Genomic DNA, 26,227 nt, shown 5'->3' on the forward strand with positions numbered 1-26,227 from the left:
AGTGTGAGGTTTGTTTGATATAATCGCATCATATTATTTACAAAGTGGAAAAAAATGAAGCATATATTTTTAGTATTTATAACAGTGTTACAGCTCTTTGGAGGTGTTGTTAAATCGCCTATTATAGGGCTTGATGAAGAGTCGGGCGAAGTTAGTATCAAAGTTGAGAAGATTGATGTTGGTGTGAGTGGTTTTGTTGTTCATGAGATAGCAAAAGGTAAAAGAATAATTTTAGCAAATGCTTTTGTGAAGAGTTTTGATTCAGCTTCTAAGATAGCAAAAATTAGCGTAAGTGAGTTTAATACTCTAAGCAGTAGCGCCCTTCCAAATGGAAAATGGAGTGTTAAAGTTGGAGATGAGGTTGTTCTCGCATTTGGATATACAAGAGGAGTTTTGATTGCTCCAAATGAAGAGATATATCACAGAATAACTAAAAATTCTGCTCTTCAATGGGTACATCCAGACCTCTTTGCAACAATGTTATCATACAACGGTCATCCAACACCTATCAGAAGTGATTTTTTACAGATGAGTAACGACAGCTCTGTTGGGTTGGTATTTATATTTTTACAAAACAAGGTATATACTCTAGATGTAAAGAGTTTTAAAATTTTGGCAATTACAGATGCGGTGCTTGAACAAAAAGAGGTACAGCTTCCTTTTTATACAAGAGTAGAAGAGATAGACGCAGCATGGTGGGGTGAGGGAAGCAGTAGACTCGAGGAGTATGAGCCACACTACTATGAACTTATGATAGAAGCAAACAGAGATAATAAAGAACTTTATGAGATAGTAAAAGCTAGTGGTGAGAAGTTCAAAGAGTTACTTGAAGAATTTGATATAAAAGGTTAGAAGATGATTGATAATAAACATTTAACTCACTTTAGCGAGATAGTTGGAAGTGAAAATATTTACAGCGATAAAGCGCACCTTATAGCTTACTCATATGATGCAACAAGAGATCATTTTGAGCCAGATGCTGTTATCTTTCCAAGAGATGAAGATGACATAAGTAAAATACTAAAATATTGTAATGAGCATAAAATCATAATAGTTCCTCGTGGAGCAGGCAGTGGTTTTACGGGTGGCGCACTTCCTAGCAGTGGCGGGATTGTTCTTGCCATGGAAAAACATATGAATAAGATTTTAGAGATTGATATGAAAAACATGGTAGCAGTCGTTCAGCCTGGCCTAATAAATATGGACTTGCAACGCGCTGTTGAAGCGGTTGGGCTATTTTATCCGCCAGACCCAGCTAGCCAAGAGTACTCAAGCATAGGTGGAAATGTTAGTGAAAATGCTGGTGGAATGAGAGCTGCAAAGTATGGAATTACAAAAGATTACGTAATGGCTACTCGTGCTGTTTTACCAAATGGTGACATTATAAAAGCTGGAAAGAGAACTATAAAAGATGTTGCAGGTTATAACATCAGCGGAATCTTGATAGCTTCAGAGGGAACTTTAGCAGTTCTTAGCGAGATTACTCTAAGACTTATTCCAAAACCAAAAATGACTAAAACTGCTATGGGAGTTTTTAAGAGTGTAAATGACGCAATGAATGCAGTTTATAAAACAATGGCAAGTGGAATAACGCCAGTTGCCATGGAGTTTTTAGATAACTTAACAATTAGAGCGGTTGAGCAAACTTACAAAAAAGGGCTTCCTATAGATGCTGGGGCACTTTTAGTCACTGATGTTGATGGAAATCTTGAAGATGATTTGGATTTTCAACTCTCTGAGATTCAAAGAGTATTTACAGAAAACGGCTGTTATGAGTTTAAGATAGCAAAAGATAAAAAAGAGGCGGCTGACCTTTGGTTTGCAAGACGTAACGCTTCCCCATCCCTGAGTGTTTATGGAAGTAAGAAACTAAATGAAGATGTAACAGTACCACGTTCGGCTCTTCCTGAACTTTTAGAGAGATTTTATGCGATAGCAGATAAATACAACGTAAAAATCCCATGTTTTGGGCATACTGGAGATGGTAATGTTCACACAAACGTTATGGTTGATGGCAAAGACCCAGAACAAGTAAAAATAGCTTATCAAGCCATAGAAGAGGTTTTCCAAGCGACAATAGATTTGGGTGGAACACTTAGCGGAGAGCATGGAATAGGGCTTGCAAAGGCTCCATATATGTCAATGGCATTTACGCCAGAAGAGATGGCTCTATTTAAATCTATCAAGATGGCGTTTGATCCGAACAATATTTTAAATCCTGCAAAAATGGGTCTAAGCTAACAGCTATGCAAGATATAAAAGGTAAAGCTCTTAAGCTCTATGGATATGTAAAGTTTTTTTTAACTTCATTTATAGATAAGGACCTTACCTTTTATGCGGCAAGTTTAAGTTTTTATACTATTTTTACCCTTATACCGCTACTTCTTATAGTTCTTACTCTATTTACATCTATGCCAAACTTTGCTGATAATTATGACAAACTTCAAGAGTTTATCTTCTCTAACATTATGCCTGTAAACTCAGAGGCAGTTATGGGACATATCAATGGATTTTTGCAAAATTCAATTGAGATGAGCATGATTAGTTTTATCGCAGTTATTATCTCTTCGCTTCTCTTTTTTCAAAATTTTGAGTACATCGCAAATAAGATTTTTCGTGTTAAAAAAAGAGGGATTTGGGAGAGCGTAACAACTTTTTGGACGCTTTTAACACTCACTCCTATCGGGCTAGGAGCCTCTTTTTATATCACAGGATACGTGGCAAATCTTATGGCAAACAGCCAATATATACCTAGTATAAATATCCTTCCATATATACCTTATGTTATCATTTGGGCGCTCTTTTTTCTTATATTTCAAATCTCTGCAAATACAAAAATTAATGCAAAAGCTTCACTTATAAGCTCGCTCATAACCTCTATCGTTTTTAGTATCGCAAAAAATGGTTTTATCTATTATGTTTTTTACAACAAATCATATGCAACTATGTATGGCTCATTTTCTATCGTAATGCTTCTGTTTTTGTGGATTTATGCCTCTTGGATTATCTTTATTTATGGGCTTAAGTTATGTTACTTGATAAATAGAGTATATGAAAATCGCACAAGCAAAGAGCAATAAACCCCACATAATCTTTTTGTAAAAAATTGCCATAAATGAGAGCAAAAGATAGAGTACAAATGGATATATATCAAGCTCAACTCTGTTGCCATCTTGTCCTAAATCCAAAAGCCACAACAAAGAGCCATCAAAAATAGCTCCATAACCTACAATATGCGCAAGAATAGAGAGTGGATAAAAGAGCGTAAAAAGTGTTGTCCATATGATTGAGAGTGGATGAAAAACAGAGAAGTTATTGAAGATGGCTAGTGAGTATGGCAACATCAAAAGATATACCCAAATTGGAAGAAGTAAAAACTGCCATAACTTACTCAGTGTTTTAAAATAGAGAAAAAACAAGAAGATATAAAAGACCCCAGCAGAAGATAGCCAGAAACCTAGAGAGAAAAAAAGACGTGGAAAAAATGCCAAAAGAAGCATGATTGTTATAAAAAGAGTCTGCATCGAGATAATCTTTATACCTCTGTCATATAGCAAAAAGCTCACAAGAAGCATTCCAAAGGCACGAATTAGGGAAGGGGGAGTATCTAAAAAAAGTGTATAACCAAGAAGTATAGTAGCAACTATAAAAAAAGTATCACGACTGCCATTTGTGTATGGAAAAAATCTATCTTGAAAAAATGAGTAGATTGGACGGATGAGAAAGTAGAGGAGTGCGCTTAAAACCCCAAGATGAAAACCGCTAATCGCAAGGAGATGAGAGATGCCAAGATTTGAAAATATAGTTTGAGACTCACTCTCTAGTGGAGTTGCACTGTAGAGCGCATGATAAATATTTGCGATTGATTTATCTTCATGCGCATTTGAGATATAGTTGTTTAGCTCTTGTTTTGTAGTGTGATTTTCATAAATCTCCAGAATTTTGCTATTTGCATAGAAGCTTGAGAGGTAGCTCAAAAAAGTTAACTCTTTTGGCCAGATAATGATTTTTATCTTTTTCTCTCTTATGTCTTCAAGCGACTTTTTTGCAGTGGTATAAAAAGTAACGCCCTCATCATTTCTGAGTTTTAGGACTTGATAAGTTCGGTTATTTTTACTTTTTACATACTGTTTTAAGACAGTTGCTTCTAGGGGTACAGAGTCAAAGCGGTTAAATTCGTAGTAGTTTTTGTACTCAAGCAAAAGAGAGATAGCGAGGATAAAAAAAGCTAATGCCAGAGAGATAAAGATGTCTTGCTTTTTATTAAAGAGCGAGACTCTCTCTATCATCTACTTAGAGTGGAGGCATTGAGATGGTATCGTTTGAGATGCCTATATTTGCAGAGCGAGTATCTACATTTTCATAAATTGTCTCAATTGATTTGATATGATTATTTGAATCAACAAATTTTGTAAGCTTTTTCTGAAAGATTAGCTTAACATGTCCAGTTGGTCCATTTCTCTGCTTACCGATAATAATCTCAGCTTCTTCTTCTTCACGCTCAACATAAGTAGAGACAAATTCCTGCCCTTTTGCTTTAGCCTCTTTCTCGCGCTCTTTTTCTTCTTTGTAGAGATAAACATCGTCACGGTAAACAAAAAGAATGATGTCTGCATCCTGCTCAATCGATCCAGATTCACGAATATCGCTTAACATCGGTCTTTTGTCGTTTCTTGACTCTAGTCCACGATTTAGCTGTGATAGTGCGACTATTGGCATGTTTAGCTCTCTTGCTAGCATCTTAAGTCCACGAGAGATTTCTGAGACTTGCAAGTGTCTATCTTGATTTCCAATACCGCTCATGATTTGAAGGTAGTCGATTACCGCTATCTCAATCTCTGGATGTTGGTTTTTAAGCTTTCTAAGTTTTGAGCGGAGTTGATTTATGTTTATGCTTCCATGATCATCAACATAGAGCTTTGCACTGTTCATTCTATCAATCGCGCCATTTAGTGAGCCCCATTGATCATCACTCATATCTCCAACGCGAAGTTTTTGAAGAGGTATAGATGTTTGGATAGATAAAAGACGAAGCATAAGTTGCTCTGCTGGCATCTCAAGAGAGAAAAACGCTACACCTTTGCCCTGTACGATAAGACTATTGACTGTGTTTAGTATAAAAGAAGTATTATGTGTAACTGTCATGTCTTCAAGTAAAAACAGATGATTGCCATCTATTGTAAATCCGTAATAATCATCCACTCTGTCATACTCAACTTTTATGCCCGTATGTTTAACTTCTCTTTGAGCTTTTAATGTTCTGGCTTGTTTTCTTTTGATTTTTGTAGGAATTTTATCTAAGTCACCAACGATTCTTACTCTATAGACATCACACTCAAAGTTTATTTTTTTTATTTTTGCCTTTTTTGTTTTAAAAGAGACCCTAAAACCTAAAGAATCAGCCAAAAATTTTATCTGTTTTGCAAGATTTTCATCTTTTTGAACTATCTCAAAAACATTAAACTTTTCATCATAGTATCCATCACTGTCAATAAGACCTGCTAAAAGTCCAAGTCTATTTTTCTCGCTATTTTGTATGTATAGATGTGGAATGTGTTTATGATTTAAAACACCCAGCTCTCGTAATCTTTTTTGCAGAGAGTTATCTTTAAATTTTGAGATACCTTGTTGTCCTGATGTAATTCCATAAACTGGACATTTGTCTTTTGCGCTCTGTTTTGTTACCTGTAGGTTTAATTTTGTTGCGTAACTCTCAAGATACTTTACAACTTCTTTATCCATAGTTGTAATATTTACACTTGAACTGTGTCCATCACCAAGCCAAAGACCTAAAAAGTATGGGTCGATACCTAATTTTTGTTCTTTAAATTCAATAGCAACTTTGTACCCTTTATAGTTTGTGTGGAACTTATTTGATTTTTGGTTATACTCATTTACGGAGATATTAAGTACATCCCCACTTTTGTGCTTACCTTCATTTCTGCTTCTTTTTAGTGAAAGTATATGACTTTCATTTACCCTGTAATCTATCCCTTTGTTTTGACGAACCCAGTACATTTTTTCTCTGCCACGAGCTAAAGATAGCACATTCCTAGGAGTAGAATCATCTCCCATGAGCTGTTCACCTACCTCTATATCTTCCACATTTTTTAGAGTTCCATCAAACATAACCACTTTAGTTCCAAGTCCTAGGCATTTACCCATCGCAGGACGAGCGGCAACGATAACTAAGTCACCTTTCCCAAATCCTGTTGTCATCTTGTTTAGTTCATAAAAACCAGTGTCAACTCCGACTAAAATCTTATTTCCACGCTCTTTCATCTCTTTGATATATGTCATCGTGTCAAATGTCATTTTTGGAGAGTCTTTGAAATCGCTTGTTTGGTTGTTTTGAGTTATCTCGTAGAGTTTTTTTTCTACTATATCTATAACTTCTTGACTTGGAAGCTCCTCTTCAACCGTCACTCTTTTTATCTCTGTTGTAAGTGTTAAAAGGTGGCGTTTTAGGGATTTGTCCCTTATCTCTTCTACATAAGCTTTTGTGTTTGAGATAGGGTTTGCAGAGAGGATTTCAAGCATTACATTTTCATCAAATTTTTTGATTTTGATAAGCTCTTTTTTTATAAACTCCTCATCAATTGGCTGGTCTTTTTGCAAAAGAAGAGTCATGACTCCAAAGATGTCTTGATGTGCGGGAAGATAAAAATCATCTTTTTTAAGTTGTGAGCCTAGCTCATCAAATTGACTTGGCTCAAAAACAATAGAGCTTAAAATACTGCGCTCAAAGGCAAGATTATAAAGATTTTCCTGCATTAAAACTCTTTTGCCATTTTTTCTACTTCATCAACAAATCTATCTACTAGTTCATGCTCATCAAGGTTTGCCACTACTTCACCCTTGACCATAATAAGTCCTTTACCTTTGCCATATGCTATTGCAACATCGGCGTGTGCGGCTTCTCCAATGGCATTTACAACACACCCCATGACCGATACGTTGAGAGGTGCTTTGATATGTGTAGTTCGTCTCTCTATCTCGCCAACTGCTGTTACAAGGTCTGCTTCAATGCGCCCACAAGTAGGGCATGAGATGATGTTTAGACCATCTTTTAGAGCACCACTGTCTTTTAAAATGGCACGTGCTACATTTATCTCTTCTTCAAGCTCTCCTGTGATGCTAACTCTCATAGTATCACCGATTCCATCCAGAAGAAGTGAGCCTAAGCCAATGGAGCTTTTTACTGTTGCATGAAAAAGTGTTCCAGCTTCTGTAACACCTAAATGAAAAGGATAGCTGTTTTTTGGGCGTAACATTCTATAAGCATCAACTGTTCTTTGAACGTCACTCGCTTTTAGTGAGATTTTAATATCATCAAACCCCAAATCTTCCAAAAACTTTATGTTGTACTCTGCGGAGGCTACCATACCCTCTGAAGTCTGTCCATACTTGTTTAAAAACTCTTTTTCCAAGCTTCCAGCATTTACACCGATGCGTATTGGGATTTTACGAGCTTGACACGCTTTTACAACCTCTTTTACACGCTCACGTGAACCAATGTTTCCTGGATTTATTCGTATGCAGTCAACAACTTCTGCGGCAACTAGTGCTAGACGATGGTTAAAGTGAATATCAGCTACAAGGGGGAGTGAAATTTGCTCTTTTATGCTTTTTAATGCAAGTGCATCCTCCATCTCTGGAACTGCCACGCGTACTATATCGCACCCTGCAAAGTGAAGCCTTTTTATCTGCTCTACTGTTGTTGTGATATCTGAAGTTTTTGAAAAAGTCATAGATTGTGTTGATATAGGTGCATCACCACCCACAGCCACATTACCGACAAATATTTTTTTAGTTGGGATTCTTTTTATCATAAGAGGATTTTATCTGTTTTGGAATAAAAAAACGCTTTTATGGGGGCAAGGGGTAAAAACCCCTTGGCGTTACCTAAGTAACGGTGCAAAGACGCACATAAGAATTAACGTGAATAACATCTTATCCATAAAGTCCCCCCTGTTCGTAAATTCTCGGAGGACAAAAAAAAAGGTCAGAGGCTCATGACTTCCCCCGACCTTAAATTGTCGCTCCATAGAATTTACAGAACAGATTGTTATTCACAAAAAGAATTATAATGATTTAAAATCAATAAGTCAACGCGACTGAAACAGACTAAAACTTAAATGTAAGATTTGTATAAAAGTATCTTCCTGGTTCATTTAGGAGCATAGTATTACCTGCTGAGTTTAGAAGTATCAAATCAACATACGAGTTGCTTTGGATGTAAGTTTTGTCAAATAGGTTGTTAACACCTATCGTTATATCTGTATTTTTATCAATAGCATGTTTTACTTTTGCGTTATAGATGTTCCATCCTGCTAACTCTTGCTCTCCATTATCACTATCAATAGTATCCCATCTATCAGACGCTTGCATCTCAATAGTAGCTTTTGAGTTGTTCATATACTCATAGTTAAGAGCAAGATTTCCTCTAAGAGGTGCAATGTCAGCTAAGTCTCTATCTGTTTGAGTAGGAGTCGAAGCTTTTTTGCCTCTTTTGTATGAAGCAGTTGCGTCCATTGTTACTTGATCTGTTATAAAGTAAGAACCGCTTAATTCAACACCATAAACTTTAGCATCTATATTTTCAAACGCATATGTTGGTGCTGTTGGTGCTGTGTGTCTTAAATATATATAATCTTCTAGCATAGAGTAAAATGTTTTTGCTTTAAACATAAAACTATCATAAGATGCTTCATATCCAAGGTCAATCTCTCTATTTTTAGTTTGTTTTAGGTTTTCATTTCCTGTGAGATTATCGATAACAGGATATAGCTCTCTTGCATCAGGAACACGAGCTGATGAGCCTACCCCTAAAAATATACTGTTATGATTGTCAAGAGAGTATGTTGCCATTAGATTTAGACTAAGCGCTGTGTAGTCGTTCTCTTTCTTTGTTACATCATCTGGCTTTATATCAGTTGTATCAAATCTAGCACCGCTCTCAATCTTTAAATCACCAAAACTCTTCTCTACCTTTGCAAAGAGAGCTTTGTTGTCAGTTTGAGTATGGGTAAGGCTTGTGGCAACGCCAGTAATATTACCTGTAGTAAAATCAGTACTGTAAGATTCACCCTCCCAAGTTCTTCTGCTTCCATCAAGGCCCACTAATAGCTTGTACTCATCTAAATCAAAACTGTTTTTGAGTTTTACACCCTGCATAGAAGTTTTTAAATGATTTGTTTTATAAGTTCCTGCAGTAGGAATTGTTCTAAACTTTGTATCCATCGGATGGTCTACATCAGAGTAGTAGTACTGGATATTTATATTTTTATACTCATTTGTTACGTTGTCTATGTTGTACTCAATGCTGTAGATGTTAGAGTCATCATACGCAGCGTCCATTTTTGAGTTTGCATATATTACACCATCACTTCTGTTTCCTGTATAGCTTAGGCGAAGTTCTTGATCCTCAAGTGTTTTTACAAAAACCTTACTCATAACACTCTTTTTTGTGTAAGCTTCAATATTTTTATATTGTGATTGAAATTTTGTTCCAGCAACAGCGGTTCCATTTACTACAGCATTGTCAATTTGCTCTGCTAGAGTATTTCCGTCTCCATCTTCATACTGATCGCTTGTTTCATAAGAGGCACTGATAAGGGCACGTACTGTGTCTGTTCCACCGCTTCCTGTTGCACCTATCTTTTTATACCCCCAGCTTCCAAGTCCAAAGTTTATCTCTGCTTTTGGCTCTTTTGATGGTTTTTTGGTTGTGATTTTTAGTCCACCACTTAGTGTTCCAAAGTTTTCAACATCATAAGGTCCTTCAATTACCTCTACTGTGTCTATCTGATTTGTTACGATATGTGAAGTAGGCGGGTCCATTCTGTTTACACATGCTCCGCAAACTTTAGTCCCATCAACACTTACAGAGATGTTATCTCTTTTTTGTCCACGTATATAGATGTCGTTTGCAATACCGCTTCTGCGACTCATGTCAATGCTTGGCACACTCGTACTTAGTGCTTGAGCCAAATCTGCCGATAATTGTGCATTTTGGCTTACTTCTGTAATCACAGTTGATTCAACATTTACACTTGGTAATGCAACTTCATTTGCGCCTAGAATAGTTACCGCTACAAGCGATAAAGGGATGATTTTTTTACTTAACATATAATTTACCTTAATATTTTAAATTAGTAAATTGTATAAGATATTTGTTACATAAGTGTTAAATTAATCTAAAAAAATATGCTAATATTTCGCCATGAGTACAATAGATAAGATAAAAAAAGTTGTTTTAATAGTTTTAGGTTTAAGCCTCTCGGCTTATTTGATTTATAGCGGTTTTGAGATTTTAAACCAAGAAGATGCAAATTCTTCAAAGGTTGAGATTGCTAAATAATTTCAACCCAAAGTTCTAAGCTTCTATCTGGTATAAAATATTTGTCACCCTCTTTGTCTATGAACTCTTTTTTAAACAAGGCATCAATGGCTGACTGAAGGGTCTGTTTTTTGATATTGTATTCGTTTAAAATAGGTGCCGCGAAAAAACCTCGCTTGTATTTACCCACTATTTTTAAAGCTATTTTTTGATTATTGCTAAGTGTGTCAAATATAATTTTATAGCTTGAATCTTTTGAGCCAAGTATCTCACTTATGGCTTCATCGATAAGCTCTTTGGATGCTTTTTTATCCCTATTTATGTAGAGTAAGTGCAAAATATTTTGCACCATCTTTGTCTCACCGTCACTTCTTTCATAGATATATGCAACCATGTCAGCGTCTAAATCTAAAAATATTTTTGCATATTTATAGATGGCATCCACTTTTAAAGGTTGCAGTTCATAGTGTGTTGCAAGCTCATATAACGGTGCTTTGTACTCAAAAAGAGAGGTTAGCATATGTCTTTTTGACCCTAAAAATATATAGGAAATATTTTCTCTGTTTTGTATATATTTTCTAAGTATTGCATCTAGTTTTACATCCGTAATGTTTGCGATTTGCTGAAATTCATCTATGGCTAAAACTATCTGTTTGCTTTTGCTAAGCGTGGCAATGGAGTCAAAAAAATCATCCATCATCTCTTCAAAACTAAGTGTTGTAACGATTGGTTTGATAGAATATTCCAGCGTAACAGGGTCTATGGAGGGTTCAATGCGTACTCTTTTAAAGAGTGAAGTGAGATTTTTAATTGTTGTTTTTATATCTGATTTATGTGAGTTTGAAAATGCTCTAAGGAGCGAATGCGCAAAATGTTCTTTTGAAGTTATGTCAAATATATCTACATAGATGCATAAATAATCCTCTTTGTGCTGCTCGAAAAAATAGTTTATAAGTGAGCTTTTCCCCATTCTTCTTTTTGAATGAATAAGAAGATTATTGGAGTATTTTACAGTGTTTGAGAGCTTTTCAAGCTCTTCTTCTCTTCCAAAAAACTCTTCTAAAGTGCTGAGCCTATCATAGGGGAATGGCGAATGCATAAAAGCTTCCTTAGTATTTGTATTTAGATACTAAAAGTATATTACAAACCGTTCATTAAAGTCAAGACTGAAAGTATCTAAAATTAAATACTAAAAAGAGAAATTCAATCAATTTCTGATGTCGGTTCTACAATATGGATAACTGTGTAAAAGATACCGTTTTTATTGTTGCTGATTTTGGTGCGAGAGTAAAAAACCATTTTTTTACTCCTTCTTTGTTGAAGGAGTAAATATTTAAAGGAAATGCCATCTTAGGAGAGTCTGACTCCGTCGGCAAAGTTCATAGTGACACAGTGAAGTGAGCCATGTTGTTTTATAAGTGAGAAGCAGTTAATGCCTATAATATCTTTGTCAGGAAATGTTTCTCTAAAAATCTCTAACGCCTCTTCATCTTGTTTAACTCCGTAAGTAGGGACTAAAACAGCACCGTTTACAAACAAAAAGTTTGCGTATGTAGCTGGAAGTCTCTCGCCCTCAAAGTAACAAGCATCCGTCATTGGAAGTGCTATAAGCCTGTATTCGTACTCTTTGGAGAATGCCTTTAGCTCATTTTCCATAAGTTTTAACTCATCAAAATGCTCATCGCTCTCATCCGTGCATCTGACATACATTATGCTTTTTTCATCGATAAATCTAGCCAAAGTATCGACATGTGAGTCTGTATCATCACCAGCAAGGTAGCCGTGATTTAAGTACAAAATTTTGCTCATGCCAAACTCTTCTTGAAGTTTTTTTGTAATCTGCTCTTTTTTAAGAGAGGCATTTCTGTTTTTGTTAAGCACACACTCAGAGGTTGTAAGTATTGTATCTATACCGTTGCTCTCAATGGCACCGCCCTCCAAGATAAGGTCTATTTTTTTGAGCTCTTTGTCGTAACATCTTTTTATCGCACTGCTCATTGCATCATCTTTTGAAGCTTCAAATTTTCCGCCCCAGCCTGTAAAAGTAAAATCAAGAAGTTCTACGCTAGAGCCATTTTTTACGCACAAAGCAGAGCAATCTCTTGCCCATGTATCGTTTGTCTCATACGCTACAAAATATAAGTTCTTATTTGGCTCAAATCTTCTCTTTACGTCATCTATGTCAGCACAAACAACAAGACACTTCTGATACTTGATAATCTCTTTGATAATATTTTCAAAAGTTGCCTCTGCTTCACTTAGATACTCTACCCAATCGCTATTTTTATGTGGAAAAATTATTTGTGTAAAACTCTGCTCTTCAAACTCTGCTATAAACCTTTTCATTTGGTATAATTCCTCCATGGCTACTATAATTTTAAATAAAAACAATTTTTTTAATAATCTCGATATTATCGCTAAATATTGCAAAAGCGTAGATAAAATCGCACTTGTTTTAAAAGACAATGCTTATGGACACGGGTTAGTTGAGATGTCAACTATGGCAAGAGAGTATGGCATCAAAAGGGCAGTTGTTAGAACGCAAAGAGAAGCAAAACTTATAGAAGATTTCTTTGAGTACATCTTAGTTCTTGGTGAGATACCAACATCAGCATCACAAACTATCAGATACACTATAAATGATTTAAACAGCATAGATGATTTTGCTAAAGATACAAAAGTGGAGTTAAAAGTAGATAGCGGAATGCACAGAAACGGTATATCTATGGATGAACTTGAAGAGGCGTTTATAAAAATAAAAGCAAGAGGGTTGCTCTTAGAGGGGCTCTTTACTCATCATAGAAGTGCAGATGAGCTGACAAGTGAGTGGTTCTGGCAAAAAAACAACTTTGAAGATGCAAAAAAAATAGCAAAAGAGTTAGCTATAAAGTATGGTTTTGCTCCGCTTAGATTTCACTCCTCAAACTCAGCAGCACTTTTTAGAAATGCTTCATTTGATGAAGATATGGCAAGAGTAGGAATTGCAGCTTATGGATGTATGAAGCTTCCAGAAGCCCTTGATATAGAGGGTTTTAAACCAGTTTTATCGCTTTGGGCTAAAAAACTCTCATCAAGAAAATTAAAGTCACACCAAAGAGTAGGGTATGGCGGAGATGGAGAAGTTGAGAGAGATGAAGTTGTGAGCAATTATGATTTTGGCTATGGAGAGGGCTTTTTAAGAGTCTGTGCAAATGGCTATAAAACGCCAGAGGGTGTAGAACTCATTGGTAGAATCTCTATGGATAACAGCTCTTTTTTAAGCTCAAAAGATGAGTTACTAATATTTGATGATGCAAGTGTTGTCGCAACTTATGCTTCAACTATAAGCTATGAAGTTTTAACCTCGCTTAAGCCAGAGATAAAAAGAGAAATCTCTTAAGCGTTAAAATCCTCACAAAGGGTAGCGCTTGGTTTGCCAATGTAGTACCCTTGAATAAAATCTACACCCATCTTCTCTAAAGTCTCAAGCGAATCTCTATCTTCTACAAACTCAGCGATAGTTTTTAAACCAAGATTTGAAGCAAAGCTTACTATGGTTTTTATGATTACTCTTGAGCTCTCATCGGTTGTTATATATTTTACTAAAGAGGCATCAATTTTAAGACAGTCAACATTTAGCTCAAAAACTTGTGAAAAGTTTGAATAACCACTTCCAAAATCATCAATAGCTATTTTTGACCCATATTTTTTAACCTCTTTTATAAAGCTTTTCATCTCTTGATAGTTCTCTATTTTATGGCTCTCTAAAATTTCAAAAACAACTCTTTGAGGTGCTGAAAATTCTTTAAGTTTTGAGAGTATAAATTTAAGTACCTCTTGGTTTTGAATATCTAGTATCGATAGATTTATTGAAAATTCATACTCTTTGTCTTTAAAAAATTCAAATGATTTGAGTATCATGGCTTTTGTTATCTCAGGATAGAGCTTTGATTTTATAGCGATATCTAAAAAAGCAAAAGGAGCGATAACCTTGCCATCATCAGTAATTATCCTAGCGAGTGCTTCATACTTCTCGATTTTTTTACTTCTTGTATTGTAGATAGGTTGATAATATGGAGTTATCTGGTTTTTCGCAATCGCCTCTTTTAGTACCAAAAAAGCATCCATATTTTTTGTTATCTGCTCTTTGGCATCTAGTGAATCTTTATATATCACAACATTTTTTGAAGCATTTTTTGCAGTTTGCAGAGCAGTATTTGCTTTGATAAGAAGAGGTTCTTTGTTAGATGCAATTCCACAACTAAATGATATAAATATAGAGTGGTCAGCTACGCTAAATTTTGTCTCATTTATTTTTTCAAGAAGAGTTTTTATCAACTTATAAAAAGCATCTTCATCAAGTTTATTTGTTATAAAAATAGCAAATTCATCATTTGGAAGCTTGTATATAGAGCCCAAGTTGTTACAAAACTTTAATACTCGCATCGATACTTGTTTTAAAATTTCATCACCTATACCATAACCATAGAGATCATTTATATCTTTAAAAGCATCTATATTTATAAGTGCTAAATGTTTTGAACTATGCTCTTTTGTAGCTTCAATATCTTCTATGAGCTTTAGTCTATTTGGAAGTTTTGTAAGTCTGTCTTGAAAAAAAGAGTTTTTAAGTTCATTTGTTTTTGCCTCAACTTTCTGCTCAAGCATCCAATTTATTTTTTTTGAGTATTTTATGAGATAAACAACACCAATAAATATAAGTAAAAAAAGTGTTAAATCATATAGAGCAGATTTAAAAAAGCCCTTAAAAAAATAATCACTTAACTCTTTTTTTGGGATTTTTATACTTATAATGCCACGCACATCGCCTATTTTATACTCATAAGCATTTTCATAGCTTTGCTGTATGTAAAGAGGTGCGTCCTCTTTTTTACCATGACATTTTAAGCAAATAGAGGTAACTTTTAAAACACTTGCATATTGGTAAAAATCTGGATTTTTAGACTCAAAGTAGTGCTCTTCATGTTTGTTTTTTTTAAAAAAATCTATCGCTTCTAGTTCATCTTTATCAGCAGAGTTATTGCTGTTTCTTGCTCTATCAGATACAGTCGAGAGAGAAATTTTAAGAGGGTTGTTTTGTGAAAACTCTTTAGATATATGATAAGAGCTGTAAGCAGGAAGTGCAGGAAGTGTTTTTTGGCTGATTGTTATGGTGTCGTTTAAAAAAAGATTTTGATAGTAGTTTCTATTTTCAACCGCATAACTGTTTAAAACTTCAGCCTCTTTTTTTGCAAAATCAGCTTCTTTAGCTTTTGTTTCATTGTATATATATGTTATTTTTGCAGTTCCAATAATAAGAAAAAGAAAAAGTGCTATTTTTAAAAATTTACTATTTAAACTGTACATTACCTTCCTTAAGAAAAAAAATTAGTTCACAATTGTAACAAAAAAAACATATTATTTAGATAATTGTAACCAAATTGTCGCTAGGAGTTAATTTTTATAATAGCATTTGGAAATATCACACCATCTATGCTAAGAAGCCCCAGTTCTTCAATTTCACGTTCATCTGTAACAAATACTAATATTTTAGCATCAAAGAGATATTTTTCTGCTATATTTTGTGCTGTTTTTGCTAACTCTTTTTCAACGACAATGTAGAGTGCGCCAAAAGATGAGGCATAGAGAAGTTCTGTGATATTTTTCACATGGAGTGCCATTGGAATTTCACTAGATGAAGCAAAAGTTATAATATCTAAGTTTTGTTCGCTAAATTCTAAAAAGATAGTTGATGATGGTGGAGTGTTGTCGATAGCCTCAATGCTTTGAATGTGGTAAAAATTTTGGCTCTGTATAAATCTATGACCAAAAAATATCATTTTGCACTCTCTTGGCACTCTTTTGAGCAGTAGTATTTGCCACCGCTGATTAATGAATCTTCAAGTGAGCAATATATCTTACATGTTGCGCACTCAACCATATCACTACTTTTTTGCTCATCTTTTTTGTCTGCTGTTTTTTCAACTTGAGGTTTTTTCTTTATAAATTTAAAATATATAAAAGCGATAACGCCTATAACAAGCAGTAGTTTAAGTATCATAAAGTCTCTCCAATGAGAAGATAGTGTCTATTTTCTCTTTTTATTATCTTATATTTTATATCTTCGCTAACTTCATCATAAACTCTCTCTCCTTTAAAAAAAAGAAGTTTTGAGTTCTCGTTTCGGAAGTTTTTACTCAGTTCAAGGAGCATATTTGTATCTATAACTGCTCTTGAAGTCACTATATCAAAAATTTCACTAGGCATATCTTGAACTCTCTTTTGAACAACCTTAACATTACTAAGCCCAAGGTCAGCTTTTATGAACTGTAAAAAACTAGCTCTCTTTGCCAAAGGCTCAACAAGTGTAACTTCAGTCTCTGGCAGACCCATAGCTAAAATGAGTCCTGGAAAACCAGCACCCGTTCCAATATCTAAGAGATTTTTACACTTTGGTAAAAAAGTGATTGGGTATATTGCATCATATATAAATTCATCTATGGTATTTTCGTTTTTTGCACCAGTCAAGTTATGGATTTTATTCCATTTAAAAAGGTGTTCTTTGTATTTTTGTATATGATGAAAGAGCGTATCTGGCAAGTCGGCATCAAGCTCCAAGAGAGCAGTCTTTAGATTCAAAATATTCCTTCTTTAGAGTTGTTTTGCATAATTTAGAGCAGGTGTCCCATGCTCTCTTTTTTTACATTTAAGTAACCCTCGTTGTGAGGATTTGATTTCATGATAATTGGAACACGCTCTACTATATCTATACCGCTTAGTGAGAGAACTTTTTTTGGGTTGTTTGTGAGAAGCTTTATTTTTTTGATGCCAAAATGCTCAAGTATAAAAGGAACTATCTCATAAGTTCTCTCATCAGCCTCAAAGCCTAACTGATGGTTTGCTTCTATTGTATTTAGCCCCTTGTCTTGAAGAGCATAAGCGTTTATCTTGTTTAAGAGCCCAATATTGCGCCCTTCTTGTCTTAGATATATAACCATACCATTTGTTTTTGATGCTAGTAAAAGAGCGTGTTCTAGCTGATCTCTACAATCACACTTTAAGCTCCCCATCGCATCCCCAGTCAAGCACTCAGAGTGAACTCTAACTATTGGAGTTTCATCTAATGGCTCTTTGTAGATGACAAGATGTTCTTTACAACCTACTTTAAAGACTTTGACCTTAAAATCGCCAAATCTTGATGGTAAGTTTGCTATTTCGGAGATTTCTATTTCCAATAAATTGTCCTAAAATTAATTTTAAAAAGGTAAAATTTTCAAAAATTATAGCTAAAAAAAGGTTCAATAATGTTTCAAAGATTTCGCAGAACACGCCTCAACACTCATCTTCGCTCACTTGTTCGTGAAACAAGCGTAAGTGTAAATGACTTTATTTATCCGCTTTTTGTACGCTCTGGAGAAAAGATTAAAACAGAAGTCTCATCTATGCCAGGTGTTTTTCAGATGAGTATAGATGAGGTTTTAAAAGAGTGCGAGGAGCTTAAAAAATTAGGGCTTTACTCTATCATCCTCTTTGGGATACCAGATGTAAAAGACTCTATTGGTTCAGATTCATTGTGCGAACATGGTATCATCGCAAAAGCCATCCGTGCCATAAAAGAGGCGCACCCAGAGATGTTTGTAGTAACAGACTTATGCTTTTGCGAATATACAGACCATGGTCACTGCGGAATTATTGATGAAAAAAACCAAACAGTAAATAATGACGCAACACTTAAAATTTCAGCACAACAAGCGATAGTTCATGCAAAAGCTGGAGCGGATATGATAGCACCATCAGGCATGATGGATGGAATAATAACAACACTAAGAGAAGCGCTAGATGGCGCAGGGTATGAAAATCTACCTATTATGAGCTACTCTACAAAATTTGCTTCAGGATACTATGGACCATTTCGTGAAGTAGCAGAGTCAACGCCTAGTTTTGGTGACCGTGCTTCATATCAGATGGACCCAGCAAACAGAAGAGAGGCTATTGCTGAGAGTATCTCTGATGAGGCTCAAGGTGCAGATATTTTGATGGTAAAACCAGCTCTCGCATACTTGGATATAGTAAGAGAGATAAAAGATGCAACATCGCTTCCTATGGCTGTTTATAACGTAAGTGGCGAGTATGCAATGATAAAATTTGCAGGGATGCAGGGGTTAATTGATTATGATAGAGTTGTGATGGAGACTATGGTTAGTTTTAAGAGAGCGGGTGCGGATATCATAATCTCTTATCACGCTAAAGAAGTTGCAAAGATGTTACAAAAGTAACCTTTTAACCTATCTCTAGAGAGTAGATGCAGTTTTTAGAAGCATACTTAAAGAGAATTGTTATAAACTTAATGCTTATTTTATATTTTTGGGGAAATTATTGAGACACTTTTTAACGCTGAGAGACTTTAGCAAAGATGAGATTTTAGAGATTATAAGCATAGGTTTAGAGATAAAAAAGAGCCTAAAGAGCGGTATCTATAAACATGAACTAAAAAATCAGACACTAGCTATGATATTTGAAAAAAGCTCAACAAGAACTCGTGTTAGTTTTGAGACGGGAATGTTTCAGTTGGGTGGACATGCGCTCTTTTTATCAAGCAGAGATATTCATCTTGGCAGAGGTGAGCCTGTAAAAGATACTGCTAGAGTTATTTCAGGCATGTGCGATATGGTTATGATAAGAACTTTTGAGCACTCACGCATTGAAGAGTTTGCATCTTACTCAAAAGTTCCAGTTATAAATGGTTTAACAGACTCTTACCATCCTGTTCAACTCTTAGCTGATTATATGACTTTGGTTGAGTATGGTATGGAGAAAAATATTATCGCTGCTTACGTAGGTGATGGAAACAATATGACTCACTCATGGATGATGTTGGCTGCAAAACTAGGTTTTGAGCTAAGAGTTGCTACTCCAAAAGGGTATGAAGTTAATGAAAAAATTCTTCAAGAAGCTCTTCTAATCGCAAAAGAGAGCGGAGCAGTTATAAAAGTCACAAATGACCCATCAGAGGCTATAAAAGGTGCAACAGTTGTGACAACTGATACTTGGACCTCAATGGGGCAAGAGGAAGAAAAAGAGGCTCGTATTAGAATATTTAACGGTTTCATGGTTGATGAAAATATGATGTCATTAGCAGCAAATGATGCAAAGTTTCTTCACTGTCTTCCCGCTTATAGAGGTTTAGAGGTTAGTGAAGAGGTGTTTGAAAAACACTCTGAGATAATTTTTAATGAAGCGCAAAATAGACTTCACGCCCAAAAAGGGCTGATGGTTTGGCTGGATAAGCAGAGAAATATATAAGCTATACCTATTTCCTGCAATATCAAAGACAATTTTCTCATCTCCAATAATACTATCTCGCTCCCAGACTCTGCTTGGGAGTGTATATCTCAGTTTGTATGCGTTCCCAAGTAAAACTTGGGAACGAGGGGAAAACTTAGTATCTTATTCCTGTCGCGCTTCTGATTTTCTCTATGATAGGGAGCGCTGCTTCTTTAGCCCGTTTTGCTCCAAAGTCCAAAATCTCTCTTACTTCATCTTGATGAGCTTCAAAATACTCTCTTTTTTGTCTAAAATCTTTAAAGTACTCCCACATAACCTCTGCAAGATACATCTTAAAGTGGCCATGACCTTCTCCGCCTCTTTTGTATCTATCTTGAAGCGCAATGAGGTTGTCTCCTTCTAAAAAAAGCTTCGCCATATTGTAGACATTACAGCTCTCAAACTCTTTTGGTTCTTCAACTGCTACATTCTCAGTCACTATTTTTTTTATAGTTTTTTGTTGAGCTTTCTCTTCTCCAAAAATATTTACGATGTTTCCATAGCTCTTTGACATTTTTTGACCGTCAGTTCCAGGAACAGTTTGAACCTCTTCTTGAACCCTAAACTCTGGAATAGTTAAAATATCTCCATATTGATTATTAAATTTTATAGCTATATCTCTTGCAATCTCAACATGTTGAATTTGATCTTTTCCAACAGGGACAACTTCCGAGCCAAATATCAAAATATCTGCCGCCATCAAAACAGGGTATGAAAAGAGCGAGTGATTTGCTGCGATTCCCTTTGCCGTTTTATCTTTATAGCTATGCGCTCTTTCTAATAATCCCATTGGAGTAAATGATGATAAAATCCAGTATAACTCAAGCACCTCTTTTACATCTGATTGAACCCAAAAAATAGATTTTTGCGGGTCAATTCCCAGTGCCAAAAAATCTGTTGCGCACTGCATAGTGAGCCTTGCTAAATCTTTGCCACCACTTGTCATGGCATGATAGTTTGCTATAAAAGCAAAAGTTTGGCTACTCTCTTGCGCATCCACCATCTGTTTAATAGAGCCAAAATAGTTTCCTATATGTAAATCTCCTGATGGCTGAATACCTGTTAAAACTCTCATCCTAAAACTCCAAAATAGTATAAATTTTTATGTTGTTATTATACTTGTTTTAACTTTATTTCGCTATGATTTAAGGGTGTGGCGTCGCTAGAAAACAGAAAAAAATTAAAGGATTTATTATGAATGTACAAGTTCATGCAAAAGATATAACACTTAGTGCAAATGCAAAAGGGCATATTGAAACTGCAATAGCAGCTTTTAAAAAATACTCACTTGATATTACAACTGTAAATGTAAATTTAAAAAAAGAGAAAAAAGGTGTTTTGGTAGAGTTTGACATTCATATAGCACACTCAGAGCCAGTTGTAATCAATCAAACAGATGAAGATTTAGATACTGCAATCGATTTAGCGATAGATAGAGCTTCAAAAGCACTTCGCCGTCTCCATGATAAAGTAGTATCTCATAAAGCGACCTCTTTAAAAGAGATGGAAGTAGTAGAGGAGTAGTATGTACAATTGGGTAGTATGGTTTCATATCCTCTCTTTTATATCGTGGTATGCAGTTTTGTTTTACCTGCCACGACTCTTTGTTTATCATGCAGAAAATGCAGATAACGAGGGTTTTGTTAAAGTTGTAAAAGTTATGGAGATGAAAATTTACAAATATATCGGTGTCCCTGCTATGTGGGCGACACTGCTAAGCGGGACTTATCTAGCTATTGAGCTAGGTTTTAGTGCTAACGCTTGGCTACATGCAAAGATACTTTTTGTGGTTATTTTGGTAGCATATTTTTTCTCTTTAGGATATTTTAGAGAGAAATTTTTAAATGATGAGTGCATAAAGAGTGGAAAATTTTTTAGAGCATATAATGAAGTGCCGACTATCTTACTTCTTATTATAGTCGCTATGGTTATAATAAAACCATTTTAAAAAATAAAAAAGGGAGCTCTCTCCCTCTTTTACTTCTCCCCACGTTTTTTAGCTTTAAATAGAACTGGTGTTCCGCTAAAGCTAAAAGCTTCTCTTAATTTATTTGTCAAATATCTTCTATAAGTAAAGTGAAGACCTCGTGGTTTATTCATAACTATCGCTATCTTTGGCGGTCTTGTTTCATACTGCGTTGCATAGTAGATTCTGATAATCTGTCCACGCATACTTGGTAACTGGTGACGACGGAGAGCTTTTTCTAAAACAACATTTAACTCTGATGTTTTTATATGCTGAGAGTAGTTGTCGTTTATCTCTAAAATCATATCAAAGAGCTTATCAACACGTCTATGTGATTTTGCAGAGAGTGTTATGATAGGGGCATAAGCTAAGAATTTAAATCTATCACGTACTTCTTGGATAATTTTGTCATAATCTTCTCTAAGCGCTATATCCCATTTGTTTAAAACAATGATACATGCAAGACGGTTGCTATCAACCAAACCTGCAATTTTCTCATCTAAATCTAAAAAAGGCTCACTTGCGTCTAATACAACAAGTGCCATGTTGGAGTTCTCTAGCATCTCTTTTGTGCGCATAAGAGCAAACTTCTCAATGCCCACGATTCTTCCTCTGCGTCTAAGACCTGCCGTATCAACAAAGGTTAATTGTTTGTCTTTATACTCCATGCTCTCATCAATAGGGTCGATTGTAGTTCCTGCAACACTGCTTACAACAGAGCGCTCTTCACCAAGAAGAGCATTTAAGAGAGAGCTTTTTCCAACATTTGTACGTCCGATGATAGAGATTTTTATATGGTTTACATCAGTTTCATCAAACTCTTTGATTCTATCGTTTTGAGCAAAGATAGAGTCATCTTCAAACTCTTCATCTTCGTCATCTTCAGGGTAGAAAAAGTTATCATCTTCCTCCTCTTCGTTATACTCAGCATCGTCAAAATCAAACTCTTCATCGTCCTCTTCGATTATGTTTACATCATCTTCTTCATCTTCATCTTTTATGATGTCTTCTTCTGGAAGTCTGTCGTATATCCACTCTAAGAGCGCATTTACGCTTCTGTTGTGTGAAACAGATATGCCAAAAATAGCGTCTGTTCCAAACTCATAAAAATCCCAAAGATTATCTTTTAGTTTATCGTTGTCTATCTTATTTACAACGAGTGCTACCTCTTTGCCAAGCGTTTGAAGTTCATAAAAGAGTTTTTTATCCGCATCTTCTGGGATACTTTTTCCATCAACCATATAGAGGATAATGTCTGCTTTTTTTGCAGCTTCTAAAGATTTCTCTTTTATCTTGTCGAAAAGCTCACACCCTTGGTCAAGACCGCCAGTATCTAGCAAAAGTGCTTCTTTATTTATGATAACAACATGTCGTCTCTTTACATCTCTTGTCGTTCCAGCAACATCAGAGGTAATAGCATCTCTTTTTTTAATTAGCCTGTTAAAGAGTGAGCTTTTTCCAACATTTGGACGACCGATAATGGCGATTTTTTTCATATTTGTTACCTTAAGTTTATTGGATGGAATTATAGCTAAATAAAGAAGTAGAAAAAAATTTTAGTTTTTACTTAATTCTATCTTCTCTTTTGGCATTGGAGATGCATAAGAACTAAAGAAAAAAGAGGTTAAACATTTGCTCTTTTGTCTGTTTTTGGAACATCTCTTCAAAAAGCTATTTATATGTTTGTCTGAGAGCATATGATGGTCTGAGTATTTTCTATTTAGTTGGTCTATTTTGTTTTTGCCTTGAATATTATGGATAAAATGTACGGTTTCATCCTCATCAACGGCAGTAACTATACCCATATGTGTGATGTTTAATGAGCCAACTCTTCGTTTTGTTTTTTGAAGAGTGTCTGAGAAGAAGACAATATCACCCACTTTTGGAAGAGGCTCACTTACTAGCTTATCTTCATCTTGCATCATGTTGAAAATTGCTCTTGAGCGTCTTGAGTTATCATAATATTTATATAGCATTTCTGCTTTATAGAAAGATTCATTGGTATCACTATTAACAAGACCGACAAATCCTGAACAATCATGACCATTGTCTGTATCGAGATATTTTAGAGCACTCTCTACTATAGCCTTGCGAATAGGCAGTTCTTTATCTTCTGGAGGCTTTATCTCTTCTATAATTGGTGCAATGACTATTTGAACCTCTGGCTTAACTACTACGACCTCTTTTTGCGAACATCCTGTTAAAAAAAGCAGGAGAAGAGTAAGTCCTAGAAGGATACTCCTCATTCTGCAGAGAACTCTTTTTCAAGATCTTCTAGTGCATTTTTAGCTTTAAATTGTTGCCAAAGAGCGTTGTCATTTTTAAAACTTGTTTTGATATTGTCTCTAATTTGCTCATTTGTTGAATCTTTTGATACTGTTACAAGCATATAAAGAGCGCCTGATGGTGCACTCCACATATCTATCGCTTTTGAGCCGCTCAAGTTTACTTTTGCAACTTGCTTAGTTACGCTCTCAGTAGTTTTGTCTACTGTTTCACTAGTTGCAATTCCAGTTGTACCAGTGTATAGACTGACTTTGTCTTTTACAAGTGTTTGTATCTGTTGAGCTAAATCAGAACGACCGTTTGCCATAGCAACTCTTCTCATATGATCCATTCCAGCAGCGCTTTTCTCAGCGATACCAACTCCTGCATAGTGAGCAGATACTTCAGGGATACAAGTCCATTTAGGAGCGTCTACATTCTCTTGTTTACAAGAAAAATCTACACTTCTTGGCTCTGGCTCAACATCTTTTGAACAACCAGTTACAACAGCACTGATAATTATTGCAAGTGAAATAGATGAAATAGTTTTGATCATTTGATGATCTCCTTTGTTTTTCTTAAAGCGATTGTAGCAGTTTTCATCTTAAATAAATTTTACTAATTTAAGCCACTATATGCTGTTTAAAAATGCCTTGTTTATAGGCTTTTATAAAGTTTTTATGTACAATGCATTTTATGAAATATTATAGTTATGATACATTTAAAAATGACACAAAGAAGTTGTTGCTTCTGCTTAGAGAAGATAATTTTGAAGCAATAGTTACAGTAGCAAGAGGTGGTTTTACTCTATCCCACGCTATCTCCGAAGGCTTAAATATAAGAGATGTCCAAAGCATTAGAACCGAACTATACGATAAGAGTTTAAAAAGAGACAACATTACTATCTTTGCAAAGTGCCAATTTAATGGCATAAAAAGAGTTTTAGTAGTGGATGATATATCTGATAGCGGCGAAACTCTCAAGAGTGTTATGAGTTATCTTGCAGAGGAATTTAAAGATATAGAGTTTAAATCCGCAACACTTTTTTATAAAAAAACATCTGTTTATGAGCCTGATTTTTGGATAAATGAAGCAGATGACTGGATAGATTTTTTTTGGGAGAGAGATTTTTTAGAAGATAAAACTATCTCTTAGGATGAGTTTTCTCTTCCTCTGTAAAATCTGTAACATATATATAAGCGCAAATCGTCTTTAGAGCATCTTCATCAAACCCAAGTTCTGGCATTAAACCATGCTTTTTTATAGCATCATGCATAAGTGAGCCCTCGTGAGATGGTTTTTTAACCCAATTTGACATGTAAGATACAAACTCCTCTTTAGTGGAAAAAGCATCTCTGTACCTCTGTCTAAACTCAGTTGCAGAAGGTGCAGAGATAGTTTTTGTCTCGTGATGGCATGTTACACAGTTTCCATGAAAAAGCAGTGAGCCCATATCTGCCCCATAGAGCAATGGAGCTAGAGATAGAGTTAAAAAAAATAGTCGCATCTTCTACTTTCTCTTCTCTTTTATCATCTCGTATGCTTGATTTATCTCTTGAGTTTTTGCCGTTGCTTCTTGCATGTAAGCTTCACTTTTGCCTTGAGATTTTATGATATCTGGATGAAATTCACGGATGAGTTTTCTATAAGCTTTTTTGATTGTATCCATATCATCACTCTCGTTTACGCCTAAAAGTTTATATGCGTCAGATATATTTGCTTTTGGAGTGATGTTTTTCATCATTTGCTCAAATTTATCAAACATTGCATGATAAACATTTGGGTCAAACTCAAGTGCTTCTGCAATTTTTGCTAAAATCTCCTCTTCGCTCTTGCTTAGCTCACCATCAACAAACGCCAACTGAATCAAAAAGCCCATAAACTGTTGCTGTTTTGCTCTGTCTCTTTTTATCGCATGGCTTAGAGTTTGAGCGATACTATGAAGATTTTCTCTTTTGTCTTTCTCTTCGTTAAATATCTCTTTTAAAATATCTTTAGTTTTTTGAGGCTCTGGAAATATTGCAGAGATGTCATCAAACATGATGCCCACAAGCTCTGCTTCAAGGGCATCAACTTTTCCATCAGCTTTTGCAACTTTGGCAACAAGGGCTATAAAAAGCCCAAGATCGCTGTTTTTAAGAGACTCTTTTGTGATAGAAAAATTCTTAAACGCCTCTTTTGAGTAGTCGCTATATTTTGCATAACCTTTAAAAATCCAGTAGAAAAATCCGCCTAGAATTATAAAAATAATTATATTTCCCATAAGTACCCTTTATTATTTTTTTAAAATTATAGAAAACTCAAGTTAATAGATAGCCTATCAAATAGTTTTGAATTGATAAAGATGGGTA

At 35.2% G+C, this 26,227-nt stretch carries 27 protein-coding genes; 10 read left to right on the top strand and 17 right to left on the bottom strand.

Annotation, left to right across the window (positions count from 1 at the left end):
* The first annotated feature begins 54 nt into the window (after positions 1 to 54).
* Genes AC6H33_RS01695 through AC6H33_RS01705 form a run of 3 tightly spaced genes read left to right on the top strand, consistent with a single transcriptional unit; the run spans position 55 to position 3,080 of the window.
* Entirely contained in the window at positions 55 to 852 is a 798-nt protein-coding gene (locus AC6H33_RS01695; protein ID WP_497605246.1) for a plasminogen-binding N-terminal domain-containing protein, read from the top strand.
* Between the two features lie 3 nt (positions 853 to 855).
* A complete protein-coding gene (locus tag AC6H33_RS01700; protein WP_497605247.1) occupies positions 856 to 2,241 on the top strand; it encodes an FAD-linked oxidase C-terminal domain-containing protein in 1,386 nt (461 codons plus the stop codon).
* 5 nt (positions 2,242 to 2,246) lie between these two features.
* Entirely contained in the window at positions 2,247 to 3,080 is an 834-nt protein-coding gene (locus AC6H33_RS01705) for a YihY/virulence factor BrkB family protein (protein ID WP_497605248.1), read from the top strand.
* Here AC6H33_RS01705 and AC6H33_RS01710 read toward each other — a convergent pair.
* The 4 genes from AC6H33_RS01710 to AC6H33_RS01725 all read right to left on the bottom strand — a co-directional run bounded on the left by AC6H33_RS01710 (position 3,027) and on the right by AC6H33_RS01725 (position 10,131).
* Positions 3,027 to 4,289 (bottom strand): ComEC/Rec2 family competence protein, encoded by a 1,263-nt coding sequence (locus tag AC6H33_RS01710; protein WP_497605249.1) that lies wholly within the window; start codon positions 4,287 to 4,289, stop codon positions 3,027 to 3,029. The two genes, AC6H33_RS01705 and AC6H33_RS01710, sit on opposite strands and share 54 nt — an antisense overlap.
* Before the next feature lie 4 nt (positions 4,290 to 4,293).
* A complete protein-coding gene (gene dnaB, locus AC6H33_RS01715; protein ID WP_497605250.1) occupies positions 4,294 to 6,774 on the bottom strand; it encodes a replicative DNA helicase in 2,481 nt (826 codons plus the stop codon).
* Positions 6,774 to 7,832 carry a flavodoxin-dependent (E)-4-hydroxy-3-methylbut-2-enyl-diphosphate synthase gene (gene ispG, locus AC6H33_RS01720; protein WP_497605251.1) on the bottom strand — a complete coding sequence of 353 codons (1,059 nt, stop codon included), beginning with the start codon at positions 7,830 to 7,832 and terminating at the stop codon, positions 6,774 to 6,776. The genes dnaB and ispG overlap by 1 nt, the downstream gene beginning before the upstream one ends.
* Positions 7,833 to 8,127: 295 nt before the next feature.
* Positions 8,128 to 10,131 carry a TonB-dependent receptor gene (locus AC6H33_RS01725; RefSeq protein ID WP_497605252.1) on the bottom strand — a complete coding sequence of 668 codons (2,004 nt, stop codon included), beginning with the start codon at positions 10,129 to 10,131 and terminating at the stop codon, positions 8,128 to 8,130.
* 94 nt (positions 10,132 to 10,225) lie between these two features.
* On the opposite strand from AC6H33_RS01725, the gene AC6H33_RS01730 reads away from it, so the two are divergent.
* Positions 10,226 to 10,363: a hypothetical protein gene (locus AC6H33_RS01730; protein WP_497605253.1), complete on the top strand. Its 138-nt coding sequence runs from the start codon at positions 10,226 to 10,228 to the stop codon at positions 10,361 to 10,363.
* Here AC6H33_RS01730 and AC6H33_RS01735 read toward each other — a convergent pair.
* Both AC6H33_RS01735 and AC6H33_RS01740 read right to left on the bottom strand, forming a co-directional pair.
* Positions 10,356 to 11,441 (bottom strand): AAA family ATPase, encoded by a 1,086-nt coding sequence (locus tag AC6H33_RS01735; RefSeq protein WP_497605254.1) that lies wholly within the window; start codon positions 11,439 to 11,441, stop codon positions 10,356 to 10,358. The two genes, AC6H33_RS01730 and AC6H33_RS01735, sit on opposite strands and share 8 nt — an antisense overlap.
* Positions 11,442 to 11,692: 251 nt before the next feature.
* Complete coding sequence (locus tag AC6H33_RS01740; protein WP_497605255.1) at positions 11,693 to 12,688, bottom strand: agmatine deiminase family protein; 996 nt, start codon at positions 12,686 to 12,688, stop codon at positions 11,693 to 11,695.
* A 16-nt stretch (positions 12,689 to 12,704) separates the two neighbouring features.
* Here AC6H33_RS01740 and AC6H33_RS01745 point away from each other — a divergent pair, with 16 nt between their 5' ends.
* On the top strand, positions 12,705 to 13,721 hold the full coding sequence (locus tag AC6H33_RS01745; RefSeq protein WP_497605256.1) for an alanine racemase: 1,017 nt from the start codon (positions 12,705 to 12,707) through the stop codon (positions 13,719 to 13,721).
* Here AC6H33_RS01745 and AC6H33_RS01750 read toward each other — a convergent pair.
* The 5 genes from AC6H33_RS01750 to ribA form a co-directional block, all read right to left on the bottom strand.
* Positions 13,718 to 15,688: an EAL domain-containing protein gene (locus AC6H33_RS01750; protein ID WP_497605257.1), complete on the bottom strand. Its 1,971-nt coding sequence runs from the start codon at positions 15,686 to 15,688 to the stop codon at positions 13,718 to 13,720. The genes AC6H33_RS01745 and AC6H33_RS01750 overlap by 4 nt on opposite strands.
* A gap of 80 nt (positions 15,689 to 15,768) precedes the next feature.
* Positions 15,769 to 16,161 carry a hypothetical protein gene (locus AC6H33_RS01755; RefSeq protein WP_497605258.1) on the bottom strand — a complete coding sequence of 131 codons (393 nt, stop codon included), beginning with the start codon at positions 16,159 to 16,161 and terminating at the stop codon, positions 15,769 to 15,771.
* Positions 16,158 to 16,382 carry a PP0621 family protein gene (locus AC6H33_RS01760; protein WP_497605259.1) on the bottom strand — a complete coding sequence of 75 codons (225 nt, stop codon included), beginning with the start codon at positions 16,380 to 16,382 and terminating at the stop codon, positions 16,158 to 16,160. The genes AC6H33_RS01755 and AC6H33_RS01760 overlap by 4 nt, the downstream gene beginning before the upstream one ends.
* On the bottom strand, positions 16,379 to 16,960 hold the full coding sequence (gene rsmG / locus AC6H33_RS01765) for a 16S rRNA (guanine(527)-N(7))-methyltransferase RsmG (RefSeq protein ID WP_497605260.1): 582 nt from the start codon (positions 16,958 to 16,960) through the stop codon (positions 16,379 to 16,381). The genes AC6H33_RS01760 and rsmG overlap by 4 nt, the downstream gene beginning before the upstream one ends.
* A 32-nt stretch (positions 16,961 to 16,992) precedes the next feature.
* On the bottom strand, positions 16,993 to 17,556 hold the full coding sequence (ribA, locus tag AC6H33_RS01770) for a GTP cyclohydrolase II (protein ID WP_497605261.1): 564 nt from the start codon (positions 17,554 to 17,556) through the stop codon (positions 16,993 to 16,995).
* A 69-nt stretch (positions 17,557 to 17,625) separates the two neighbouring features.
* Between ribA and hemB the strand changes: the two genes are divergently transcribed.
* Entirely contained in the window at positions 17,626 to 18,597 is a 972-nt protein-coding gene (gene hemB, locus AC6H33_RS01775; protein ID WP_497605262.1) for a porphobilinogen synthase, read from the top strand.
* A 100-nt stretch (positions 18,598 to 18,697) separates the two neighbouring features.
* On the top strand, positions 18,698 to 19,624 hold the full coding sequence (argF, locus tag AC6H33_RS01780; protein WP_497605263.1) for an ornithine carbamoyltransferase: 927 nt from the start codon (positions 18,698 to 18,700) through the stop codon (positions 19,622 to 19,624).
* Positions 19,625 to 19,760: 136 nt separating this feature from the next.
* On the opposite strand, the gene trpS is transcribed toward argF, so the two are convergent.
* Positions 19,761 to 20,720, bottom strand: coding sequence for a tryptophan--tRNA ligase (gene trpS / locus AC6H33_RS01785; protein WP_497605264.1), 960 nt, complete (start codon positions 20,718 to 20,720; stop codon positions 19,761 to 19,763).
* 119 nt (positions 20,721 to 20,839) lie between these two features.
* On the opposite strand from trpS, the gene hpf reads away from it, so the two are divergent.
* Entirely contained in the window at positions 20,840 to 21,169 is a 330-nt protein-coding gene (gene hpf / locus AC6H33_RS01790) for a ribosome hibernation-promoting factor, HPF/YfiA family (RefSeq protein WP_497605265.1), read from the top strand.
* A gap of 1 nt (position 21,170) precedes the next feature.
* Positions 21,171 to 21,593, top strand: coding sequence for a protoporphyrinogen oxidase HemJ (gene hemJ / locus AC6H33_RS01795; RefSeq protein WP_497605266.1), 423 nt, complete (start codon positions 21,171 to 21,173; stop codon positions 21,591 to 21,593).
* 29 nt (positions 21,594 to 21,622) lie between these two features.
* Here the strand turns inward: hemJ and der are convergent, their stop codons facing one another.
* From der to AC6H33_RS01810, 3 genes are read right to left on the bottom strand one after another with little or no spacing between them, the layout of a single operon-like run.
* Complete coding sequence (gene der, locus AC6H33_RS01800; protein WP_497605267.1) at positions 21,623 to 23,107, bottom strand: ribosome biogenesis GTPase Der; 1,485 nt, start codon at positions 23,105 to 23,107, stop codon at positions 21,623 to 21,625.
* Positions 23,108 to 23,167: 60 nt separating this feature from the next.
* Positions 23,168 to 23,857, bottom strand: a complete 690-nt coding sequence (locus tag AC6H33_RS01805) for an NlpC/P60 family protein (RefSeq protein ID WP_497605268.1) — start codon at positions 23,855 to 23,857, stop codon at positions 23,168 to 23,170.
* Positions 23,854 to 24,432 carry an LPP20 family lipoprotein gene (locus AC6H33_RS01810; RefSeq protein WP_497605269.1) on the bottom strand — a complete coding sequence of 193 codons (579 nt, stop codon included), beginning with the start codon at positions 24,430 to 24,432 and terminating at the stop codon, positions 23,854 to 23,856. The genes AC6H33_RS01805 and AC6H33_RS01810 overlap by 4 nt, the downstream gene beginning before the upstream one ends.
* A 140-nt stretch (positions 24,433 to 24,572) precedes the next feature.
* Between AC6H33_RS01810 and AC6H33_RS01815 the strand changes: the two genes are divergently transcribed.
* The gene (locus AC6H33_RS01815; protein WP_497605270.1) at positions 24,573 to 25,031 is read left to right on the top strand and encodes a phosphoribosyltransferase; all 459 of its coding nucleotides are present in this window, start codon (positions 24,573 to 24,575) and stop codon (positions 25,029 to 25,031) included.
* On the opposite strand, the gene AC6H33_RS01820 is transcribed toward AC6H33_RS01815, so the two are convergent.
* Positions 25,021 to 25,383, bottom strand: coding sequence for a cytochrome C (locus AC6H33_RS01820; protein WP_497605271.1), 363 nt, complete (start codon positions 25,381 to 25,383; stop codon positions 25,021 to 25,023). The genes AC6H33_RS01815 and AC6H33_RS01820 overlap by 11 nt on opposite strands.
* 3 nt (positions 25,384 to 25,386) lie before the next feature.
* Positions 25,387 to 26,139 (bottom strand): TerB family tellurite resistance protein, encoded by a 753-nt coding sequence (locus AC6H33_RS01825; protein ID WP_497605272.1) that lies wholly within the window; start codon positions 26,137 to 26,139, stop codon positions 25,387 to 25,389.
* Positions 26,140 to 26,227 lie beyond the last annotated feature (88 nt).

This window comes from Sulfurimonas limnophila, from assembly GCF_059705345.1.

What these genes read in the sequence shown, in the direction of transcription:
- AC6H33_RS01695 (WP_497605246.1), top strand. Translation starts at nt 55, where the DNA reads ATGAAGCATATATTTTTAGTATTTATAACAGTGTTACAGCTCTTTGGA.
- AC6H33_RS01700 (WP_497605247.1), top strand. Translation starts at nt 856, where the DNA reads ATGATTGATAATAAACATTTAACTCACTTTAGCGAGATAGTTGGAAGT.
- AC6H33_RS01705 (WP_497605248.1), top strand. Translation starts at nt 2,247, where the DNA reads ATGCAAGATATAAAAGGTAAAGCTCTTAAGCTCTATGGATATGTAAAG.
- AC6H33_RS01710 (WP_497605249.1), bottom strand. Translation starts at nt 4,289, where the DNA reads ATGATAGAGAGAGTCTCGCTCTTTAATAAAAAGCAAGACATCTTTATC.
- dnaB (WP_497605250.1), bottom strand. Translation starts at nt 6,774, where the DNA reads ATGCAGGAAAATCTTTATAATCTTGCCTTTGAGCGCAGTATTTTAAGC.
- ispG (WP_497605251.1), bottom strand. Translation starts at nt 7,832, where the DNA reads ATGATAAAAAGAATCCCAACTAAAAAAATATTTGTCGGTAATGTGGCT.
- AC6H33_RS01725 (WP_497605252.1), bottom strand. Translation starts at nt 10,131, where the DNA reads ATGTTAAGTAAAAAAATCATCCCTTTATCGCTTGTAGCGGTAACTATT.
- AC6H33_RS01730 (WP_497605253.1), top strand. Translation starts at nt 10,226, where the DNA reads ATGAGTACAATAGATAAGATAAAAAAAGTTGTTTTAATAGTTTTAGGT.
- AC6H33_RS01735 (WP_497605254.1), bottom strand. Translation starts at nt 11,441, where the DNA reads ATGCATTCGCCATTCCCCTATGATAGGCTCAGCACTTTAGAAGAGTTT.
- AC6H33_RS01740 (WP_497605255.1), bottom strand. Translation starts at nt 12,688, where the DNA reads ATGAAAAGGTTTATAGCAGAGTTTGAAGAGCAGAGTTTTACACAAATA.
- AC6H33_RS01745 (WP_497605256.1), top strand. Translation starts at nt 12,705, where the DNA reads ATGGCTACTATAATTTTAAATAAAAACAATTTTTTTAATAATCTCGAT.
- AC6H33_RS01750 (WP_497605257.1), bottom strand. Translation starts at nt 15,688, where the DNA reads ATGTACAGTTTAAATAGTAAATTTTTAAAAATAGCACTTTTTCTTTTT.
- AC6H33_RS01755 (WP_497605258.1), bottom strand. Translation starts at nt 16,161, where the DNA reads ATGATATTTTTTGGTCATAGATTTATACAGAGCCAAAATTTTTACCAC.
- AC6H33_RS01760 (WP_497605259.1), bottom strand. Translation starts at nt 16,382, where the DNA reads ATGATACTTAAACTACTGCTTGTTATAGGCGTTATCGCTTTTATATAT.
- hemB (WP_497605262.1), top strand. Translation starts at nt 17,626, where the DNA reads ATGTTTCAAAGATTTCGCAGAACACGCCTCAACACTCATCTTCGCTCA.
- trpS (WP_497605264.1), bottom strand. Translation starts at nt 20,720, where the DNA reads ATGAGAGTTTTAACAGGTATTCAGCCATCAGGAGATTTACATATAGGA.
- hpf (WP_497605265.1), top strand. Translation starts at nt 20,840, where the DNA reads ATGAATGTACAAGTTCATGCAAAAGATATAACACTTAGTGCAAATGCA.
- hemJ (WP_497605266.1), top strand. Translation starts at nt 21,171, where the DNA reads ATGTACAATTGGGTAGTATGGTTTCATATCCTCTCTTTTATATCGTGG.
- der (WP_497605267.1), bottom strand. Translation starts at nt 23,107, where the DNA reads ATGAAAAAAATCGCCATTATCGGTCGTCCAAATGTTGGAAAAAGCTCA.
- AC6H33_RS01805 (WP_497605268.1), bottom strand. Translation starts at nt 23,857, where the DNA reads ATGAGGAGTATCCTTCTAGGACTTACTCTTCTCCTGCTTTTTTTAACA.
- AC6H33_RS01810 (WP_497605269.1), bottom strand. Translation starts at nt 24,432, where the DNA reads ATGATCAAAACTATTTCATCTATTTCACTTGCAATAATTATCAGTGCT.
- AC6H33_RS01815 (WP_497605270.1), top strand. Translation starts at nt 24,573, where the DNA reads ATGAAATATTATAGTTATGATACATTTAAAAATGACACAAAGAAGTTG.
- AC6H33_RS01820 (WP_497605271.1), bottom strand. Translation starts at nt 25,383, where the DNA reads ATGCGACTATTTTTTTTAACTCTATCTCTAGCTCCATTGCTCTATGGG.
- AC6H33_RS01825 (WP_497605272.1), bottom strand. Translation starts at nt 26,139, where the DNA reads ATGGGAAATATAATTATTTTTATAATTCTAGGCGGATTTTTCTACTGG.